General features: G+C 56.1%; 16 protein-coding genes. 10 read left to right on the top strand and 6 right to left on the bottom strand.

What is annotated here, in order from left to right; translation table 11 throughout:
- Positions 1–3: 3 nt before the first annotated feature.
- Both TIRI35C_RS10345 and TIRI35C_RS10340 read left to right on the top strand, forming a co-directional pair.
- Positions 4–1,002 carry an ABC transporter permease subunit gene (locus TIRI35C_RS10345; RefSeq protein WP_188202766.1) on the top strand — a complete coding sequence of 333 codons (999 nt, stop codon included), beginning with the start codon at positions 4–6 and terminating at the stop codon, positions 1,000–1,002.
- A complete protein-coding gene (locus TIRI35C_RS10340) occupies positions 992–2,221 on the top strand; it encodes an ABC transporter permease (RefSeq protein ID WP_188202765.1) in 1,230 nt (409 codons plus the stop codon). The genes TIRI35C_RS10345 and TIRI35C_RS10340 overlap by 11 nt, the downstream gene beginning before the upstream one ends.
- A 30-nt stretch (positions 2,222–2,251) precedes the next feature.
- Here TIRI35C_RS10340 and TIRI35C_RS10335 read toward each other — a convergent pair whose 3' ends face one another.
- Entirely contained in the window at positions 2,252–2,479 is a 228-nt protein-coding gene (locus TIRI35C_RS10335; protein ID WP_014013114.1) for an Lrp/AsnC family transcriptional regulator, read from the bottom strand.
- A 52-nt stretch (positions 2,480–2,531) separates the two neighbouring features.
- On the opposite strand from TIRI35C_RS10335, the gene TIRI35C_RS10330 reads away from it, so the two are divergent.
- The gene (locus TIRI35C_RS10330) at positions 2,532–3,179 is read left to right on the top strand and encodes a serine/threonine protein kinase (RefSeq protein WP_188202764.1); all 648 of its coding nucleotides are present in this window, start codon (positions 2,532–2,534) and stop codon (positions 3,177–3,179) included.
- On the opposite strand, the gene TIRI35C_RS10325 is transcribed toward TIRI35C_RS10330, so the two are convergent.
- The gene (locus tag TIRI35C_RS10325) at positions 3,147–3,473 is read right to left on the bottom strand and encodes a hypothetical protein (protein WP_188203235.1); all 327 of its coding nucleotides are present in this window, start codon (positions 3,471–3,473) and stop codon (positions 3,147–3,149) included. The genes TIRI35C_RS10330 and TIRI35C_RS10325 overlap by 33 nt on opposite strands.
- A 68-nt stretch (positions 3,474–3,541) precedes the next feature.
- On the opposite strand from TIRI35C_RS10325, the gene TIRI35C_RS10320 reads away from it, so the two are divergent.
- Positions 3,542–5,413, top strand: a complete 1,872-nt coding sequence (locus TIRI35C_RS10320) for an alpha/beta hydrolase family protein (protein WP_188202763.1) — start codon at positions 3,542–3,544, stop codon at positions 5,411–5,413.
- Here TIRI35C_RS10320 and TIRI35C_RS10315 read toward each other — a convergent pair.
- Entirely contained in the window at positions 5,394–6,098 is a 705-nt protein-coding gene (locus TIRI35C_RS10315; protein ID WP_188202762.1) for a hypothetical protein, read from the bottom strand. The genes TIRI35C_RS10320 and TIRI35C_RS10315 overlap by 20 nt on opposite strands.
- A 155-nt stretch (positions 6,099–6,253) precedes the next feature.
- On the opposite strand from TIRI35C_RS10315, the gene TIRI35C_RS10310 reads away from it, so the two are divergent.
- The 4 genes from TIRI35C_RS10310 to TIRI35C_RS10295 are packed head-to-tail and all read left to right on the top strand — an operon-like array spanning position 6,254 to position 13,077.
- Positions 6,254–9,223, top strand: coding sequence for an OB-fold nucleic acid binding domain-containing protein (locus TIRI35C_RS10310; RefSeq protein ID WP_188202761.1), 2,970 nt, complete (start codon positions 6,254–6,256; stop codon positions 9,221–9,223).
- Between the two features lie 5 nt (positions 9,224–9,228).
- The gene (locus TIRI35C_RS10305; RefSeq protein ID WP_188203234.1) at positions 9,229–10,551 is read left to right on the top strand and encodes a tripartite tricarboxylate transporter permease; all 1,323 of its coding nucleotides are present in this window, start codon (positions 9,229–9,231) and stop codon (positions 10,549–10,551) included.
- 6 nt (positions 10,552–10,557) lie between these two features.
- Positions 10,558–11,958, top strand: a complete 1,401-nt coding sequence (locus TIRI35C_RS10300; protein ID WP_188202760.1) for a metal-dependent hydrolase — start codon at positions 10,558–10,560, stop codon at positions 11,956–11,958.
- A gap of 54 nt (positions 11,959–12,012) precedes the next feature.
- Positions 12,013–13,077 carry an AAA family ATPase gene (locus TIRI35C_RS10295; protein WP_188202759.1) on the top strand — a complete coding sequence of 355 codons (1,065 nt, stop codon included), beginning with the start codon at positions 12,013–12,015 and terminating at the stop codon, positions 13,075–13,077.
- Here the strand turns inward: TIRI35C_RS10295 and TIRI35C_RS10290 are convergent.
- The 3 genes from TIRI35C_RS10290 to TIRI35C_RS10280 form a co-directional block, all read right to left on the bottom strand.
- Positions 13,072–13,920: a class I SAM-dependent methyltransferase gene (locus TIRI35C_RS10290; RefSeq protein WP_188202758.1), complete on the bottom strand. Its 849-nt coding sequence runs from the start codon at positions 13,918–13,920 to the stop codon at positions 13,072–13,074. The genes TIRI35C_RS10295 and TIRI35C_RS10290 overlap by 6 nt on opposite strands.
- A gap of 176 nt (positions 13,921–14,096) precedes the next feature.
- Positions 14,097–15,032 carry a dipeptidase gene (locus TIRI35C_RS10285; RefSeq protein WP_188202757.1) on the bottom strand — a complete coding sequence of 312 codons (936 nt, stop codon included), beginning with the start codon at positions 15,030–15,032 and terminating at the stop codon, positions 14,097–14,099.
- 9 nt (positions 15,033–15,041) lie between these two features.
- Positions 15,042–16,121 carry a hypothetical protein gene (locus TIRI35C_RS10280; RefSeq protein WP_246454768.1) on the bottom strand — a complete coding sequence of 360 codons (1,080 nt, stop codon included), beginning with the start codon at positions 16,119–16,121 and terminating at the stop codon, positions 15,042–15,044.
- 61 nt (positions 16,122–16,182) lie between these two features.
- On the opposite strand from TIRI35C_RS10280, the gene TIRI35C_RS10275 reads away from it, so the two are divergent.
- Both TIRI35C_RS10275 and TIRI35C_RS10270 read left to right on the top strand, forming a co-directional pair.
- On the top strand, positions 16,183–16,734 hold the full coding sequence (locus TIRI35C_RS10275) for a DUF531 domain-containing protein (protein WP_188203232.1): 552 nt from the start codon (positions 16,183–16,185) through the stop codon (positions 16,732–16,734).
- On the top strand, positions 16,707–17,183 hold the full coding sequence (locus TIRI35C_RS10270; protein ID WP_188202756.1) for a signal peptidase I: 477 nt from the start codon (positions 16,707–16,709) through the stop codon (positions 17,181–17,183). Before TIRI35C_RS10275 ends, TIRI35C_RS10270 begins: the two co-directional genes overlap by 28 nt.
- Positions 17,184–17,944: the final 761 nt, after the last annotated feature.

Here is a 17,944-nt window from a genome sequence, read left to right as displayed (position 1 = left end):
CTCATGGGCCGGGCTATCTCCCGCGCACTCCTCAACTACCTCCTCCTTATTCTCTTGGTGGCTCTTATCTCCGGCATCGGGATAAAGGATTACCAGTTCTACCGGGCGGACATGGAGTTCAGCCTGTTGTCCCCTGCGGAGAGGGCCGTGATAGAGGCCAACGCGAGTTCCGTCGGAATGGATCCCTACGACTACTACATGCGTTTCGTGGCCCCGAGGGACTACCCCACCCTCGTGATGAACCCCCTCCATGCGGGGCTTTACGTGCTCTACCACTCCCTCTTCGAGCCGGACTACGACTACCCAATACCCAGAAAGCTCATGGTGGCCAGAACGCTGGTGCTAATCCTCCTGGCTGAGATCACGATAATCCTCATCGGCTTCCCACTGGCGAAGCTCGCCCTCAGGAAAAGGCGCCTCCGCTCCACCGTCCGCTTTCTCGCCAGGGTCTTCAACGGCCTCCCCGTCTGGGCCGTGGCGGCGCTCTTCTCGCTCCTCGTCATAATGAGCGCGCTCCCCAACTACCTGATAAACGGCCTCGGCGCATCGACCTCCCTCACCAGGAACCTCGCATACATGGCCTTCCCGCTGATTTCCATAGTCCTCGTCGCCCTCTGGGAGTTCGTCGAGGCTTTGGTGATACTCCTCCGGGACGAGTTCGGGAAGGAGTACGTGCGCGCCAAGAGGGCGATGGGACTGCCGGAGCGCAGGGTTGAGAGGCACGTTCTCCGCGCGGTCATGCCGTCTTTCCTCGGCTTCCTCTTCCAGCACTTCGTCGAGGTCTCGACGCTCGCCCTCGTGGTCGATGCCTTCTTCGGCCTCTTCGGCCTCGGCAAGATGCTCCAGTGGGGCTTCCACATATCGGGCGACCTCTACACCCTCGACCCGGACATCTTCTTCTACCCCATAGCGGTTTTCATGGTCGTGAACTTCTTCGTCCTCCTGGCGGTGACCCTCCTGTCGGAACTCCTGACCCCCGGAGGTGGCGGCGTTGAGGCTTGACCGGAATGAAAAAGCTGGAATTACACTGATACTGCTGGTGATGCTCCTCGCGGTCGTTCCAGTGCGTTTCCTCGTGCCCCCTGAAAAGGCCGCCAACTGGAACTACCTGCCCTACTGGAACGACTATCCCAAGAACGCCAGGCCCATCTGGCTTCCCTCGGGCTTCAGAACCCTTGAATCGACTGGAACGAACTTTTCAATGACCTTCACGGTTGATGGGATCGTTCCGGGAAACGTGATGATCGAGGGCAATTCGACGGTCAGGCTTGTAATTCACCGCCCCGACGGCCTTTCCGTGGTTCTCGGTCCGGTGGAGGTGGACGGAAGGACGAGCATCAACTCCAACCCCACCCTCGCCGCGGGGGCTTACGAGTTTGCCGAGTCCCTCGGCTACGGCCTGGAGAGCAGGCCCCTCTTCACGCCCACCCAGTTCCTCTTCATGGGGTACGGCGGCGAGGTTCTGGAGGGAAGGTACACCCTTGAGTTCGAATCCTCTTCCCCCGTTGCTGTCACGGTCTTTGGCGATTCCTACGGTCTCCTCGGTACAGATTCCTACGGCCGCGACCTCTGGGTGGGCTTTGTTCTGGCCGGCAGAAGCACGCTACTCGTGTCGCTTGAGGTCTCCCTCCTTGTGATGACCATCGGCCTGCTCCTCGGTCTCTTCGCCGGCTACTACCGGAGCCGGCCCGCGATTCTTCTTGAGGGCCTGCTGAACTCTCTCGGAGCGCTCCCCGTCCTTCCCCTCGCGATGCTCATGATATTCTCATTCTCAACAACGGGCATAGCGATGACCAGGGAAATAAAAACGGAAATCCTGTCGCTGATACTCGCCCTCCTGCTCGCGGGCAAGTTCGGGAGCGCCGTGAGGGGTTTCGTCGTTCAGGAGAAGGTCAGGGAGCACGTTGCCGCTGCCAGGGCGCTCGGAGCGGGCGACCTCTACATCCTAAGGAGGCATATCCTGAAGCCTGTAATCCCCTACGCCCTGAGCCACTTCAGTTTATTGTTCCCCAAGGTGGTCGCGCTGGTGGCGATACTCGGGTTCTTCAACATGATTCCGAGCGACAACTGGGGTTCGTTCATACTGGAGGGTCTCAACCAGAATGCCCTCTACGCGGGCAGATGGTGGTGGTTTTTAGCTCCCCTCGTCACGATGGTGCTTCTGAGCGTGGGTTTTGCCCTGCTCTGGGAGGATGAGACTTCAGAGGGGGTGCTGGCATAATGGAGAACGGAAGAACGAAGAACGAGAGAATCAGATGGCTATCATCGTCGAGGTCATCTGGATCTCGGTCATCTTCCTTATCTTCTCGGTTATGAACTGGTCAAGGTCCTTGAGCGTGTCGGTTTCGACCTTTACGACGAGGTCGTATTCGCCATAGACCACGTAAGCCTCTTTGACCTCCGGCATGGCCAGAAGCTTCTCCATAACTTCCCTTTCCTTTCCAGCGGCCGTCACCATCAAAATAAAAGCCGTCACCATGGCTATCACCAAAAGTATTTTATCGGCGGAGTATTTAAGCTTATCGAGGAGTATGTTCGACCACTTGATAAGCAAAGCTCAATTGGGGCGGTTTTACTCTTACCTGAGGGGGCTTGGATTGGACGAAATATGGCCCTACGCCAAGGGCACGACTAGCTTAATCTTCAGGGCCAGATTAGATGAAAAAAACGTCATAATAAAGCTTCAACGACCGGACTCCCCGAGGCAGAACTTTGAGAGGGAGGCGAGGATAATCGAGGCGCTGGAGCCATTCAGGGTAACGCCCCCGCTCGTGGCTTACGGCGTCTTTGAGGGCCTTGAGTATCTCGTTCGGGAGTTCGCGGAGGGGGAGATAATCTTTCACGCGGACCTCGAAAAGCGACACATCTTTGAGATAGTTGAGAAAACAGCTTTACTCGACAGGCTCGGTCTCGACCACGGCCAGATTCAGGGGGGAAAGCACGTAATAGTCGGCGATCGGGTTTACCTAATCGACTTCGAAAAGTCCGGCTGGAGGAAGCCGAAGAACCTCACCTCCGCGATGGCCATGGTGTTTCTGAACGACAACCACATCTCGCGCCGGGTTCGGGAGAAATTCGGGGTGGACCGGGCATTCCTGGGGAAAATGAGGGAGGAGGTGCGGAACTACAAGAGAACCGGGAAGCTCTCAGGCCTCCTGAGCCTTCTTTCTCGCCTTTAGCCTGTCGGCGTAGAGGGCCAGGAGAGGTATCGCCACCGCCATCGCTATCAGGCCCATCCTCGGATCCCAGAAGTAGTTAAAGACCAGTATCACGGCCACGGCTATCGCCATCATTAGGAAGAGGTCCCTGTCGAAGAGCCTGGACTTTGCCAGGATGTTCTGCTGCCGGGCGACGTACGCGAGGTAGAGGGGTATCCCGACGGCGGCTATTGTCACCCCGGCGTAGGTTCTGAACGCCACGGAGATGAATATTCCCAGACCGAGTATGATTCCAACCCCGTGCTCCTCCTTCATCATCTCACCTGGCCGGGTAGTTACGCTTATATACTTTTAAGGCTCTCTACCAAATAGGTGATAGCGTTATGAGCGGTATCGAATGGAACCACGAGACCTTTTCTAAGTTTGCCTACCTGAACGACCCGAGGATAAGGGGGAATCTGGTTGCCTACACCCTCACCAAGGCCAATATGAAGGAGAACAAGTATGAGAGCACGGTGGTCGTTGAGGACCTGGGAACCGGGGTTAGGCGCTTCATCGAAAACGCCTCCATGCCAAGGCTCTCGCCAGATGGCAGAAAGCTCGCCTTCACCCGCTTTAACGAGGAAAAGAAGGAGAACGAGATATGGGTGGCCGACGTCCATACCATGAGTGCCAAGAAGGTCCTCTCAACTAAAAACGTTCGCTCGATCGAGTGGAACGACGATTCGAGGAGACTCCTTGTGATCGGCTTCAAGCGCCGCGATGATGAGGACTTCATCTTCGACGACGACGTTCCCGCCTGGTTCGACGGCATGGGTTTCTTCGACGGCGAGAAAACGACCTTCTGGGTCCTCGACACGGAGAGTGAGGAGGTAATAGATTGGTTTGAGAAGCCGAGGTTTTCGAGCGGGATATGGCACGGCGATTCCATAGTCGTCAACGTCCCGCACCGCGAGGGAAGCAAGCCAGCGCTCTTCAAGTTCTGGGACATCTACCTGTGGCGGGACGGCGAGGAGGAGAAGATCTTTGAGAGGGTCTCCTTCGAGGCCATCGACTCCGACGGAAAGGCCCTCCTCCTGAGGGGCAAGAGGGAAAAGAGGTTCATCAGCGAGCACGACTGGCTCTATCTCTGGGACGGCGAGCTTAAGCCGGTTTACGAGGGCCCGCTCGACGTCTGGAGCGCAAAGCTGACCGACGGGAAGGTTTACTTCCTGACGCCAGACGCTGGAAGCGTGAACCTGTGGCTCTGGGACGGAAAGGTGGAGAGGGTTGTGGTGGGGAACCACTGGATTTACGGCTTGGATGTCAGCGACGGAAAGGCCCTGCTCCTCGTAATGACGGCAACGAGGATAGGCGAGCTCTACCTCTACGACGGCGAGCTGAAGCAGATAACCGACTACAACGGGCCGATATTCGCCAAGCTGAAAACCTTCGAGCCCAGGCATTTCCGCTTTAAGAGCAAGGATTTGGAGATAGACGGCTGGTATCTGAAGCCTGAGCTGAAGGAGGACGAAAAAGCTCCAGTGATAGTCTTCGTCCACGGCGGGCCGAAGGGCATGTACGGTTACAGGTTCGTTTACGAGATGCAGCTGATGGTGAGCAAAGGTTACTACGTGGTTTTTGTCAACCCGCGCGGCAGCGACGGCTACAGCGAAGACTTCGCTCTAAGGGTTCTTGAGAGAACCGGTTTAGAGGACTTCGAGGACATAATGGCCGGAATCGAGGAGTTCTTCAAGCTCGAACCCCAGGCCGACAGGGAGAGGGTTGGCATAACCGGCATAAGCTACGGCGGCTTCATGACCAACTGGGCCTTAACGCAGAGCGAGCTATTCAAAGCTGGCATCAGTGAGAACGGGATAAGCTACTGGCTGACGAGCTATGCTTTCTCAGACATAGGCCTCTGGTACGACGTCGAGGTCATCGGAGCAAACCCACTCAAAAACGAGAACTTCAGGAAGCTCAGCCCGCTCTTCTACGCCGAAAACGTGAAGGCTCCAATACTGCTCATTCACTCGCTGGAGGACTACCGCTGTCCCCTCGACCAGAGCCTGATGTTCTACAACGTGCTCAGGGACATGGGCAAGGAGGCATACATAGCGGTGTTCAAGAAAGGTCCTCACGGTCACAGCATACGTGGAAGCCCGAAGCACAGGGCAAAGCGCTACAAACTCTTCATCGAGTTCTTCGAGAGGAAGCTCAAGAAGTACGAGGAGGGGTTCGAGGTCGAGAAGATACTCAAAGGGGAGGGGAGCTAATTCCCAACTCCTTCAGCTTTTCTTTCAGCATTTTCTTGCTCCCCCTGAAGTAGAAGACGCACCATCCGTTCCTGCAGGCGATTTTGAACTTTCCCTTAACGTTGTCGAGGTCTTCATCAAGGGGAATTACCCCAACGAAACAGCCACTGTCCCTCCAGATTTCTGGCTTTTCGGGCCTTAAAAGTCCGCTGTAAAGAGCCTGTCTCATTGTCCAGAACTCAAGTGCACAGCCGACGATTCCGAAGCGGTGGTTGTGCTCAAAAAGCCTGAGGAGAAAGGCTATGTAATCTTCATCGTTCAGGTCGTAGATGGGATCGGGCAATCTTTTCACGATTTTCTTTGGAACGGGCTTTCCCGCCAGGAAGAGCGTTCCTGCCAGGTAGAAGGGAACGTAGGGGTCGCCGACTTCAATGATGCGGATCCTGCCCCTCTTTGCCTCCTCTATCAGCTCCTTTGCCCCCTTGAATCCGGCAACGACACCTAGAAGAACGTACTTCCCAAGGAGCTCAAGGAGAGACTCTCCCCTGTATTCCATCAGCCCTTCCATGAAATAATTTCTCTCGAATTCCCTGAGGATGGCCTCGAATTCCCATCTGTTCCCATCAGCGAGGGCCCTGCTCGCCTTGGCGATTAGCACGGGATGGAGAAGATGTTTCTTTATCTCCTTGACCATGATAACGCGCATGATGCCATTGTGTCCCGGGAGTTTAAATTATTTTCTGAATGCGTAAGGCCCGCTCCTACTCAATAGTGCCCAGCTCTGCCGTTTCTTGTCACGAAAGCGTTAAAAGACGCATCCATCAACTAGGTTGCTACGTCAAATAAACCGGAGGTCTGCTCATGTCAGGGAAGGAGGGTGAGAAAAAACTCTACTATCATGGCCTGAAGGAGCAGAAGAAGCTCAACGTATCGAGGATCAAATACCTGTCGGTTCTACTCTCGGTCATCGGCGTTGCCCTTCTGCTCGTCGCAGCCCAGAGCGCTCAGGCACCGCTCGTCAGGGTGAGCGACGTCTACGGCAACTACCTGATGAACTACGCCGTGGTGAGGATAAACGGAACCGTCATCACGGTTCCCTACGTCTCCCAGACCGGCGGAAAGCTCGGCCTCACCTTCACTGTGGACGACGGAACTGGGCAGATAGACGTCAGGGTCTACTCCCCCCTTGCCGATGAGATGATAAGAAAGGGCCTCGTTCCCTTCCCCGGCGACGGGGTGACGGCCGAGGTTCAGCTCCGCGTGAGGGAGACCTACACCTACTCGATGCTCCAGTACCTCGGTGGCCTTCACTTCCGCTCGAAGCTCCACTCCGAAAACCCGCCCCTCTTCAAGTCGCTCAACGCCAACATGAGCAACACTTACGTGGCCGTCGAGGGGATAGTAACTAAGTTCTCCAACGTCAGCTCCGGCTATCTTTTGACGGTTGATACTGGTGATTCTCAGGTTTCGGTGCTCGTTCCGAGGGTTCTGCTCGTCTTCAGCAACCTCTCCGTCAAGGTCGGAGATACTGTTTACGCCCCGGGAATCGTCTACCTCTACAAGGGCACCTCGCCGGAGATAGTCGTCAGGAATCTTAGCCAGCTCTCCGTGACTCCGATCGAGGAAGCACCCGTAGTCCCGATAGGCGAGGCACCCAACTATCCGGGAATGGTCATGGCCGTCGAGGGCTCCATAGCTGGAATATCCTACGAGAACGGCCGCTACGTGCTGACCCTCACCGATGGAGAAGACTACCTCGACGCCCTCGTCCCGAGGGACGTTCTCGCAAGCTTAAACCCGTTCAACGCATCGAGCGAGAGTACAGTTAAAGTCGCGGGAAGAATGGGTTCAGATGGCAGGCTCGTTGCGGCCTACCTTGAGGTCGTCAAGGCGGTTAAGACGGAGTTCAGGCCGATCGGCGTCCTAACCCCAGACATGCGCGGCTCGATAGTCGCGGTAAAGGGCAACATCGAGGAGGTCGATAGAGTAGGCTCGAACCTCAAGCTCGTCATCGACGACGGAACGGGAAGGCTGGACGTCTTCGTTCCGTCAGCTACCCTCGCGGAGCTCTCCAACGAGACAAAGGCAGGGCTTAAGGTCGGCCTCGGAGTCGAGGTCGCCGGCTACCTCGAGGAGTACCGCGGAAAGCTTGAGGTGGTCGTTTACACTGGAGAGGGAATAAGGGCCCTCGGAGAGCCTCTCCCGCCGGAGGAGATAGAGCTCCCGAAGGTCACGGCTGAAGAACTGGCCGATTACGAGGGCCAGCTCGTCGATTTCGCCGGCTCCCTTGAGGGGATGACCTACACCAACGGCACCTACTACCTCACCGTGGACGGAGTTAAGGCCTCGCTCCCGAGAGAAGCTTTATTGAACCTCAACCCGCTCGAGGCTGGAACCGGAAGTCAGGTCGTGGTCAGGGGCCTGGTGGCCGGGGATAACCTTGTGAAGGGAGAGAACCTCACGGTTGAGGTGCCGATAGCTCCAATTCCGCTCAAGCCCGAAGAGGTCACCGCGGAGATGGAGGGCGGGCTGGTCGCGGTAATCGGTAAGGTCACGGACGTGGCCAACCTCAGCGGCAACCTCAAGATAGTCGTTGGCAGCCTTCCGGTTTTCGTGCCCCGCTCTACGGCCAGTGAGCTAACCTACGTCCCGGCCAAGGGCGACCTGGTGCAGGTTGGAGGATACGTTGAAATCTACCGTGACAAGCCGGAGGTGGTGCTCTTCAACCCGGCCGCGATTGAGAAGCTCCAGCAGGCCGGGCCGGTTGAGGGCACCGTCTCAGACCTAAATACAGCAATGGAACCCCTACTCCTGACGGTCACCTGGGACTCGTTTGCCTACCAGAAGCCCGACTACGCCCTGACCTTCCACGACTCCACCGGAAGCGCAACCCTGCTTGCCGAGCGTTCGCTGTTGCCCAACCCGCTTAAAGCAGGGACTGGTAGCACGCTCAGGCTTATAGCAGACCCGCTCTCCGGCAGGATAACCGCGCTGAACATCACCAGGGCTAAGCCCTCGCCTATCCTCAAGACCGGCTCAATCGGGCTTTCGATGAAGGGCAGGACCGTTGCCCTCAACGGCACCGTAACGGAAGTGAGGGTCATCGGCAAGAACCTCAAGCTGACCCTGGATGACGGAAGCGGTGGAATAGCGGTCTTCATACCTGGGGGAGCAAACCTGAGCGTCGAGAAGGGCCAGAGGGTCATCATAGCTGGCTACGTGGACGAGTACAACGGAAAACCCGAAATCATCGCCTACGACCTCGATGCGATTAAACTTGAGAAGCCCTCCGGAGGAGCCGCGGGGATCGGGGAGGTGAAGGTCTCGGAGCTCTCTAAAGCTACTGGAAGGGTGAACCTCACCGTCACCTGGGATGGGCTGAGCTACGACAATGGCTACGTCATGAAGGTCCACGACGACACCGGAAGCGCCGAGCTCTCGGTTTCGAGGGAGCTCCTTCCGGATCCAAGAGAGGCCGGAACCGGAAGCACGCTGAGGATAACCTACGACGCTGACTCTGGAGAGGTGGTTTCCATAACCGTCGTCAAGGCGATTCCGGCGGAGGAATTAAGGACGGGCGACGTTACCCTCGACCTCCTCGGAACGACTGTGGTCGTTGAGGGAACCATCAAAGATGTCTACACCGGAAAGAGCTTCACCAAGCTGACGATAGATGATGGAAGCGGGGAGCTTGTGGTATTCATTCCAAAGAGCGTGGCCCAGCTCACCTTCAGCGAGGGTCAGACGGTCAGGATTGCAGGCTACGTCGCCGAGTACAAGGGAACCGTTGAGGTCATTCCTTACAGGAGCGACTGCATCGAGGTGAGGTGATGGCCATGCTTCCCCTTTCAGACCTTTTAATCTGGTCCCTCGCGGGTGTGCTCTTTGGCTCCCTCATATCCTGGATTCCGGGCTTCCACATATTCAACATAATGGCCCTACTCGTTGCAGTCTTCGGCGTCGGCGAGCTGATGCCGGTCAGGGCCTTCCCATTCTTCGCGATAGGTGCGATAGTTGCCTACGCCTACGTGAGTGCCATTTCCAGTGTCTACTTCAGCGTTGCCGACGAGAGCGCCGTCTTCCTCCTATTCCCCACACAGCGCTACCTTCTCCTTGGTAGAGGCCACGAAGCTGTGCTCCTCTACCTCATCGGAGCGGTAGCGGGAACGCTCTTCCTCGTGCTCGGCCTGCTCTTCATCTTTCCGAAGGTTCTCCCGCCAATCTACCAGGCAACCAGCCCCTACATCACCTACTTCCTCGTCGCCATAGTGGTCTTCATGTTCATGAGCGAGTGGCCCAAGGAAGGTGATAGAGGAAGAACTCCGGGGGAGAGGCTCTGGCTGGCCTGGAGGCAGATACTCGGCGGGATATTCGTCTTCTTCCTCTCGGGAATACTGGGCTTCATAGTCATGAACACCAACCTGCTTCCCACAACCAGCGCATACACCCGCTTAACTCCGATGTTCATAGGCTTCTTCGGAATGTCCTGGGTGATACTCAACATCCTCTCCAACCCGCCCATGCTGGAGCAAAAGCCAGATGACAGGGTCGAGAGCAGCCTCTACAACACCCTCAAGGCCAGCTTTGGAGGTGCCCTCGGTGGAACCATAGCGGCGGTCTATCCAATAATCACCGGCGGAATGGGCGCGCTCGTTGCGGGTCACATGACGAGCCAGCGCGGGGACGATGCGTTCATCATAAGCCAGGGTGTGAACAGGGTCATCTACTACGTGGGAGCTTTTACACTGCTCTTCCTGCCCAACCTGAGGCTCACGAGGGGAGCGGCTGCCTGGCTCGTCAGCTCAATCTACACCCCCAAGAGCTACTCCGAGTACCTCGCCGCCATAGGGGTTATTCTGCTCAGCGCGGGGATAAGCTTCCTCTTCACCTACTACCTCTCCAGGTTCATAGCCAGGAGCTTCAACGTCGTCCACATCAAGAAGCTCTCCTACGTGGTGGCGGTGACGCTGGTGGTGATAAGCTACCTCCTCACCGGACTGATGGGACTGGCGGTGCTCTTCGTCTCAACTGCCATAGGAATGATGGCGGCTGCCTTCAACACCAGGAGGAGCTACTGCCTCGGCGGACTTATCCTGCCCGTGCTCATCAGCATGACGGGCCACACGGGCTACTTCATGTCCCTGCTCGGACTGGGGTGATGGAAGATGAGGGGATTCACCCACTACATCTCCGGTTTGGCCGCGGCGACCTTCTTTGGAGCGCTCGTCGGTGATCTAAGGCTGGGCATACTCATTCCGGTCATAGCGGCCGCTGCCGCTTACTTCCCCGACTTCGTGGACTTCAAGTTCGGAAAGTTCCTGGCTAGAAGGGACTACGAGATTGATCCAGCTCCCTGGGACGAGAAGAAGCACTACGCGCCGAAGCTCGTCAAAATCAGCGAGCTGAGCACGGAAAACCGCTACCAGTTCTTTGCCGTTGAGGGAACGGTGGAGGAGATACTGGCGAGAGGCTCCGGGAAGGTCTCCTACAAAGTTCTCCGCGAGGACGGGAGCGAGGAGACGGTAACGGAGAGCTACAACAGCATAGTCTTCACACTCGACGACGGAACCGGAAAGATAACCGTTGAGGCCTTCGGCGACGACTACGAGTTCTTCGAGGAGGAGTTCGGAAAAATCGAAGAAGGAAAGGAGATGCTCGTCTTCGGTTACATCGACCTCGAGGAGGACGGCTCGCTCAAGCTCGTCGTCAGCGACGCTCCCCACCCTCAGGGCATAGCGGACACCATAGCGAAGGCCATCGAAGAAGCATACAGCGAGGGCGAGAGGATAGTCAAGATACACAACATCCGCCTTCCCGGCGACGTTTACAGGCGCTTCATGGTTCACCTAGACCCGCCCAAGCGGGAGGTCAGGGTGGAAATGGGCCCGATAGTAACGCCAGGAGGGGTCGCGATAGGCGGCGACGTCCCCGAGTACAGGAAGTACGGGATAGCGAAAGTGAGTGTGCCCTTCATCAAGACCTACCCCAAGCCCACTAGGATAGACTCCTTCTCCGGCCCGGAGATAGCCTTCAGAAAAGCGGAGTTCAGGGGAAAAACCGTCGTCAAGGATCGCTTTTTGCCCTGGCACCACGGCTTCAGCCACTCCCTCACGATGGGCATGATAATAGGCCTGGCCGTTTTCGCTTTCTTCAAGCTGATTGGCTACAGCCATGCCACCGAGCTGGCTTTGGCTTCGATGCTCGGCCAGTGGCTCCACGTCTTCGAGGACCAGCTCGGCTTCATGGGAAGCAACCTGCTCCCGCCCCTCACGAAGGACGTCGTTCCTGGCTTCAAGCTCGGAGAAAGCGGCAGTGGGCTTACCAACTTCTCGACGGCCTGGCTGATGATAGCCTTCATGATATGGAACTTCAACCGCTTCACTGAGCCAAGGGCTATACCGATAAGCGACGCCAAGCTGCTGCTCCTCCTGGCCTGGCCGTCGATAATAGGCTTTGGAATAGCGATAGCCAAGAGCTTCAGGCTTAGAAAGGAAATCTCTGAGCTCATGGACTACTACACGAACCTGGAAGCCTTTGAGGAGATGGAAGAAGTTGGAGGGATTTAACCACCACCTTTATATACACCTTTGGACATCCCCCTTTTCGGGGTGTGTCCTTAAATGTTGTTTGATGTCCGTCCAAAGACATCAATCCGCGAGCTCTTTGGAAGAAAGGCTGAGTACCTCGTCTTTAGGGATGCCCTGAAGAGGGGGAGGAATTTCATTCTCATCACCGGCCCGAGGAGGATCGGCAAGACGAGCTTTCTCTACGCTTCTCTCAACGAGCTGGTCGGGGATGGGGTTCCCCATATCGTCATAGACACGCGGGCGGCGACTTCACTGAACTCAAGATATCCCCATAGGGTAATCGCAGAGGGAGTTTACAAGGCCCTGCTCGGAAGGAGCGTGGTCGGTAGTGTGCTCTCGAAGGTTAAGGGACTGAAGCTCGGCCCACTTGAGCTCGACCTCGGTGATAAACCTGACCTCGTTGAAGTATTTTCCCTCCTAAACCGGGCGGGAAGTCCGGTTGTGGTTGCCTTCGATGAGGCCCAGTACCTAAGATTTTCAAACGAAGACCTCACGAGGTTCTTTGCATGGGTTCTCGACGCCCTTCAGAACGTTGTTCTCGTTTTCACGGGCTCTCAGGTGGGGATTCTTGAGAGCTTCCTGAGGCTCTACGACGGGTCTTCCCCGCTGTTCGGCAGGTATGAAGTGAGGATTCGTCTCCCCCGGTTCAACCCCTCGGAGAGTCTTGAGTTTCTTGAGAGGGGATTTGAGGAAGCCGGCAGAAACCCCAACGACGAAGAACTGTTATCAACAATAAGAACCCTCGACGGTATTCCTGGCTGGCTTGTCCACTACGGCGCCTCAAGGATTGACGGCTTAACTCATGAGGAGGCAATCGAGAGGGTTCTGGAAAAGGCCATGGCCTACGTTATGTCCGAGTTCAGGGAGCTTTCCAGGCTCTCCCCCAGGTACGAGCTCGTGATGAAAGCGGTTGCAGGGCTAAGCGAGGGGATTGGCAGTGCAAGGCTTGAGGATATTAGGGAAACCGTGAGCGTGGATGACAGGTCCCTGAGGAACTACATCAACAGGCTGATTGACTACGGCTTCCTTGAACCGGCAGGTCATGGGAAGTACAGGATTCCTGACCCTGTCATGTACCGCGTTTTCAAGAGGTTATGATTTCTCCACTTTCCTCGCGACAACTCCCAGCGCTTCCTCCACCCTTCTAACCCCGACGAAGCCCGCTTTTCTTAACCTCTCCATGACACCTTTCTGGAGGTCTTTCCTCCGGTATTTCTTTCCAGGGTTTCCAACGTAGTGGAAGAGCCTTCCTCCGGGTTTAAGGACCCTGAACAGCTCGCGGTAGAACACCTCCGAGTAGAGCTGTCCAGCTAAAGAAAAGCGCGGCGGGTCGTGGATAACCACATCGAAGCTCTCATCGTTGAACTTCTTCACGACCTCGAAGGCGTCTCCCTGAATCACCTGAATTTTACCGCCGGTGAAGAGCTCCCTGCTCCAGGGATTTATCCTGGCAAGCTCAATCACGTTCGGGTCTTTCTCGATGGTTATGACGTATGCCCCTCTCTTTGAGGCTTCTATCGCCGTGTAGCCGAGTCCCATGCAGGTATCTAAGACCGTTTCGCCCTCCCTCGGCTTCACCGCGTTCACCTTGTTCCTCGTGTCCTGGAGGGGGTTCACTTCCTTCGTCCTGTGCATTCTGATGCCGTTTATCTCAATCGTCGGCGGAATCGTCGGCACGAGCTTGTAGAAGCCCTCCCCGGCGATGGCGGCTTTGTAAACCCCACCCCCTCCCACGAAGTAAACGCTTCCCTCGTCCCTTGCGATTCTCTCTATGACGTCCCTCCCAACCCGCGTTCCGTCGGGAAAGATGAACTCGTCTCCTTCCAGCTTTACCTCCAACGTCCTGTTGGTTTTTCTAAGGTCGAGGTTGAGCTTCGCCCCTCCCTTCGCGAAGAGCAGTCTTCTCGCGTCTCTCGCTGTCAGAAAGTAGAGTTCCTCCATAGTACCCGCTCCCTACCCTCTCTCAGAACTGAATCTATTGTTTCCTCTGCGTTTATGTTTTTAAAAAGCTCAATTAACTCTGATAATGACCGGGTTCTATATAGTGGTTCAGATTTTGACGATGAATTCTTACTCATTGTAGATCGTTTTTGCCTTTTAGGGTTCCCATTAAAAACCTAACCCACGACCCTCTCAAAAACGCGCTCGAAGTTCTTGAAGGTTATTGCCTCGACTTCCCTCTCGCTGAAGGTTTCAGACAGCCTCTCCACCAAGTGGGGTATCTTCGACTCGTCCTCGAAGCCTTCAACGCTCCTTCCGCTCCAGCCTGGGAGGTAGTAGACGAAGTCGAAGCCGAGGCCGACGTGCCGGTAGCCGGCTAAATCTGCCATGTACGCTATGTGCTCCACGTACCGCTCCAACGTCGGCTTTTCTCTGTGGACGAAGCTTGGAATGGCAACCGCTCCAATGACGCCATCGCGCTCCGCTATAGCCTTTATCTGCTCGTCCGTGAGGTTTCTGGGGTGGTCGCAAAGGGCTCTCGCGTTGGAGTGGGACGCTATAACCGGGAACGAAGTCACATCAAGGGCGTCCCAGAAACCGGTCTCGTTTATGTGGCTCAGGTCTATCACAATTCCCAGCTCCTCGGCCTTTCCAACGACTTCAACGCCGAAATTCGTCAATCCGCCGCCGGTTCTCTCAAAGACCCCGTCAGCTATGGCGTTTCTCAGGCTCCAGGTGAGCGTCAAAACTCTGAGGCCGAGGCGGTGGAAGACCTCGAGGAGGTCGAGGCTCTCCCCTATCGGCTCCCCGCCCTCAAGGCTGAGCCACAGGGCGACCTTTCCGTTTCCGATGGCATTTTTCATCTCATCGACGGTTGTGACCAGCTCAAAGCGCTCGCTCTCCCCGATGTCCTTCAGCAGGGAGTTCAGGACCTCAAAACCGTAGGCCGTTGCGTCTCTCCTTCTCTCCGGCCGCGTCCAGATGGCCATGACCCTGGCCCTAACCCAGGGACCGAAGAACCTCTCGGAGTTCCTCTCCAGCACGAGGCTCCTTCCGTTCAGTCTCTCGTCGTGTATGAGCGTTGGCAGGTCTGAGTGGGCGTCGAATATCATGGCGACACCTCAGGTGCTCTCTTCCATCGTCACTATCTCGGTGAGCGCCTCCGCCCTCACCCCGGGATCGGGGATGCTCTCGACCAGCCTCCTTGCATCTTCAAACTCCTGCCTCTTGGCCAGTTCCACGGCGATGGCCTTAAGCGCCTCACTCTTCTTGTGGATATCCTTTATCTTCCTCGCGAACTCAAGGGCCCTCTTCAGGCTTCCGAGTTCGGTCAGGAGCCTCGCTATCCTCTGAACGTTAGCCTCGGTGAATATGGGGTTTTCACACCTCTTGAAGGCGCCGTCCACGATATCCATGTACTCAAGGTTGTTCATGCGCTTCATCCAGAGCGCGACCTCGAGTTCACCGATGAGCCTTGCAACCCCGCTGTATTTTTTCTCTATGAGCGCGAGTGCGTAGTGGTACCTTCCTTCCAGCAGGGACTCCCTGACCTCCGGAAGCCCCACCTCGTGGACCGTGTTCACCAGCTCTATCTTCTTCTCAACGACCGCCGCCCGCTGGTTGACGTGGAGCTTGTCGAATATATCGAACGCCATCCTGTAGAACTCCAGGGCCTTGCTGGATGGGAGCGCGTCCCCAGCCCTCTCCATCAGCTCACCTATGCGTATGATGCCGTCCACCTTGTGGGTGTAGTTCATCTCGGCTCCAATTATTGTATCAAAGGCGACGTTGAAAACGTCCAGAGCGCTCTCGGGGTATCCCCCGATGGCCAGATGATACGCGAGGGTTGAGAGGACGGTGCCCTTCTCTACTGGATTCTTTATGCTGTCGGTCGCGTCCAGCGCCCTGCCGAAGAAATCTACCGCGTCCTCCTCGTAGCCGATTATCCCGAGGGCGGAAGCGATGATGGAGTATGCCACGGCCTTCTGGGCCGGATCCTTCAGTTTCCTGGCAATGTACATGGCGTCCTCTATGGTTCCGGGTATCCATTCCTCCGGCCCACCGTGGCGGTGGATGGCTATGGCCAGGTCCGTGAGAAGTTCTACCTTGTCTATGGGATCGATTAACTCCCCGATCTTCGAGAGGGCCTCATCGTAGTACCCCCTCTGGATGAGCATTTCTATTTCTTCTCGCGTCGCCATACTAACTTTTTAATTCGTTCTAAATCCTTATAAAGGTTTGTTGGTTACATTGCCCATGGCAATGCTGACGATAGCCCTGTACAACACCTACGACCCCAAGAGGCTCCATGAGGCCCACCTGCGCGCCATAGCCCGAGCGGGGCCTATAGCTTATGCCTACGGCTTCCACCTGGCCCTGGTGGGCTTTCCCTTCGAGGGCAGACCGATCGATGTGGCGGAGGAGATAAGCGGCCACACAACGATAGGCGAGGGCGGCAGGTACCTCATGGAACTGGCGGAGGGGAACCGCTTCCACCTTCTGAACTTTCCCAGGCGGGGTTTTCCGCCGCAGTTCGGAACACCCGTTGCCACCACTCGAAAGCCAAGCGATGAGAAAGAACTAACGCCCATTGAGCTAGCCGAACGTGCCCTCCGTGGTGAGAGCTTTCTCCTCCTGGTGGGCCTCGGGCGGCACGGCCTTCCAAAGGAAATCTTTAAGACCGCCCGCTATCACATGGACATAACTGGAAAAAGGGTGAGCCTCGAAACGTGCACCGCCATCGGTGCCATTCCCGCGAGGATAAGCACCCTCATGGAGGCTCTGAGATGGAGGACGGGTGGAAAAAGGATATAGCATGGGTGCTGATAGCGGTTATAGCTGTCTTCATCTTCCAGTTCGGCCTTAAGGTTGCGCTTCACACCGACTCTCCCCTCGTCATAGTCGTCAGCGGCTCGATGGAGCCAGTCTTCTACCGCGGGGACGTCGTCCTGCTGGAGGGCATAAGCGAGGAGAACATCGACGATGTTCACATCAATGATGTCATCGTCTACAAGCGTCCCGGCTACGAGTATCCCATCATCCACCGCGTCAGGGGGATAAGCGAGGTGAACCTCGGCGGCAAGACCGAGAAGTGCTTCCTTACCTGGGGCGACAACAACTGGGCCCCCGACCCCGAATACCCGACCCCCTACGGGATGGTGCCGTGCGTCCCGGCCTACGCCGTCGAGGACAAAGCTTTGCTGGTGCTCCCGAAGATAGGCCTCATCCCCCTTGAAATCAGGGAAAGCCTGGGCCTGGGATGATGTGAGGGTAGGTGGCCGAGGGCTCCGATGATGAACTAATCGGCCCCTGACCAACAGCCCTTTGCTTCGCAAAGCGCTGGCGGAAAAATGGCGTGCAATTTAGCTTTCTCTTCTTTTTTGGGATTACTTTCAACTGGCGCTCTTACAGTGTTTCACCCCTCATAGGGCGTCTTCCAGACGCCAGAATATGGGTGAAACTAGTTCAATAGGCCAGTTTTTACGTCAATCCCCAATCCGTTGCTGAATTTTAGGATGCACGCTCTGATTCCTGCCAATTTGTAGATAAGGAAATCTTTTGGTGAAGCTTTTTCCAAAAGCTTCCTGTACTCTCAAACCCCCGAGGTGGGGTTCCACCCCACAGCCCCACTTTTCTCTAAAAATCTGGGAAACTACGTTTCCCCACCTTCCTTGTTTTTTAATCCCCTGGGGGGCTAACGCCCCCACATCCCCAAGAACCCTGTCTAACAGATTCTTAATGAAAATCTGCTACAAAGAGCTACGAACTCTTTGGTCAAGCTTTCTCAAAGCTTGCTCCGTACCCTCAAACCTTTGAAATTTCTCTGCTTCTTTGTGGGACTCGTGATTCTTATTGAGTTCGTCTGGTTAATTTTGGGGTTTTACTTGACTTGGAGCTTTTTTGGTAACTACTCTCTAATTGGCTCGTTGGGGGGTTTTCTATTCCCAGCGCCCGGAGGGCGCTTGTCCAAAAAGCAAGCCCCTATCAAAAACGAGCGTTGGTAGAGGTTCCACAAATTAAACAA

This window comes from Thermococcus camini, assembly GCF_904067545.1.
Taxonomy (GTDB): Archaea; Methanobacteriota_B; Thermococci; order Thermococcales; family Thermococcaceae; genus Thermococcus; species Thermococcus camini.
This window is presented reverse-complemented; position numbering and strand designations above follow the sequence as displayed.

Bases quoted from the DNA above. Each gene is read 5' to 3' on its own strand.
- TIRI35C_RS10345 (WP_188202766.1), top strand. From the start codon at position 4: ATGGGCCGGGCTATCTCCCGCGCACTCCTCAACTACCTCCTCCTTATT.
- TIRI35C_RS10335 (WP_014013114.1), bottom strand. From the start codon at position 2,479: ATGGTGACGGCTTTTATTTTGATGGTGACGGCCGCTGGAAAGGAAAGG.
- TIRI35C_RS10330 (WP_188202764.1), top strand. From the start codon at position 2,532: ATGTTCGACCACTTGATAAGCAAAGCTCAATTGGGGCGGTTTTACTCT.
- TIRI35C_RS10325 (WP_188203235.1), bottom strand. From the start codon at position 3,473: ATGAAGGAGGAGCACGGGGTTGGAATCATACTCGGTCTGGGAATATTC.
- TIRI35C_RS10320 (WP_188202763.1), top strand. From the start codon at position 3,542: ATGAGCGGTATCGAATGGAACCACGAGACCTTTTCTAAGTTTGCCTAC.
- TIRI35C_RS10315 (WP_188202762.1), bottom strand. From the start codon at position 6,098: ATGCGCGTTATCATGGTCAAGGAGATAAAGAAACATCTTCTCCATCCC.
- TIRI35C_RS10310 (WP_188202761.1), top strand. From the start codon at position 6,254: ATGTCAGGGAAGGAGGGTGAGAAAAAACTCTACTATCATGGCCTGAAG.
- TIRI35C_RS10305 (WP_188203234.1), top strand. From the start codon at position 9,229: ATGCTTCCCCTTTCAGACCTTTTAATCTGGTCCCTCGCGGGTGTGCTC.
- TIRI35C_RS10300 (WP_188202760.1), top strand. From the start codon at position 10,558: ATGAGGGGATTCACCCACTACATCTCCGGTTTGGCCGCGGCGACCTTC.
- TIRI35C_RS10295 (WP_188202759.1), top strand. From the start codon at position 12,013: ATGTTGTTTGATGTCCGTCCAAAGACATCAATCCGCGAGCTCTTTGGA.
- TIRI35C_RS10290 (WP_188202758.1), bottom strand. From the start codon at position 13,920: ATGGAGGAACTCTACTTTCTGACAGCGAGAGACGCGAGAAGACTGCTC.
- TIRI35C_RS10285 (WP_188202757.1), bottom strand. From the start codon at position 15,032: ATGATATTCGACGCCCACTCAGACCTGCCAACGCTCATACACGACGAG.
- TIRI35C_RS10280 (WP_246454768.1), bottom strand. From the start codon at position 16,121: ATGGCGACGCGAGAAGAAATAGAAATGCTCATCCAGAGGGGGTACTAC.
- TIRI35C_RS10275 (WP_188203232.1), top strand. From the start codon at position 16,183: ATGCTGACGATAGCCCTGTACAACACCTACGACCCCAAGAGGCTCCAT.
- TIRI35C_RS10270 (WP_188202756.1), top strand. From the start codon at position 16,707: ATGGAGGACGGGTGGAAAAAGGATATAGCATGGGTGCTGATAGCGGTT.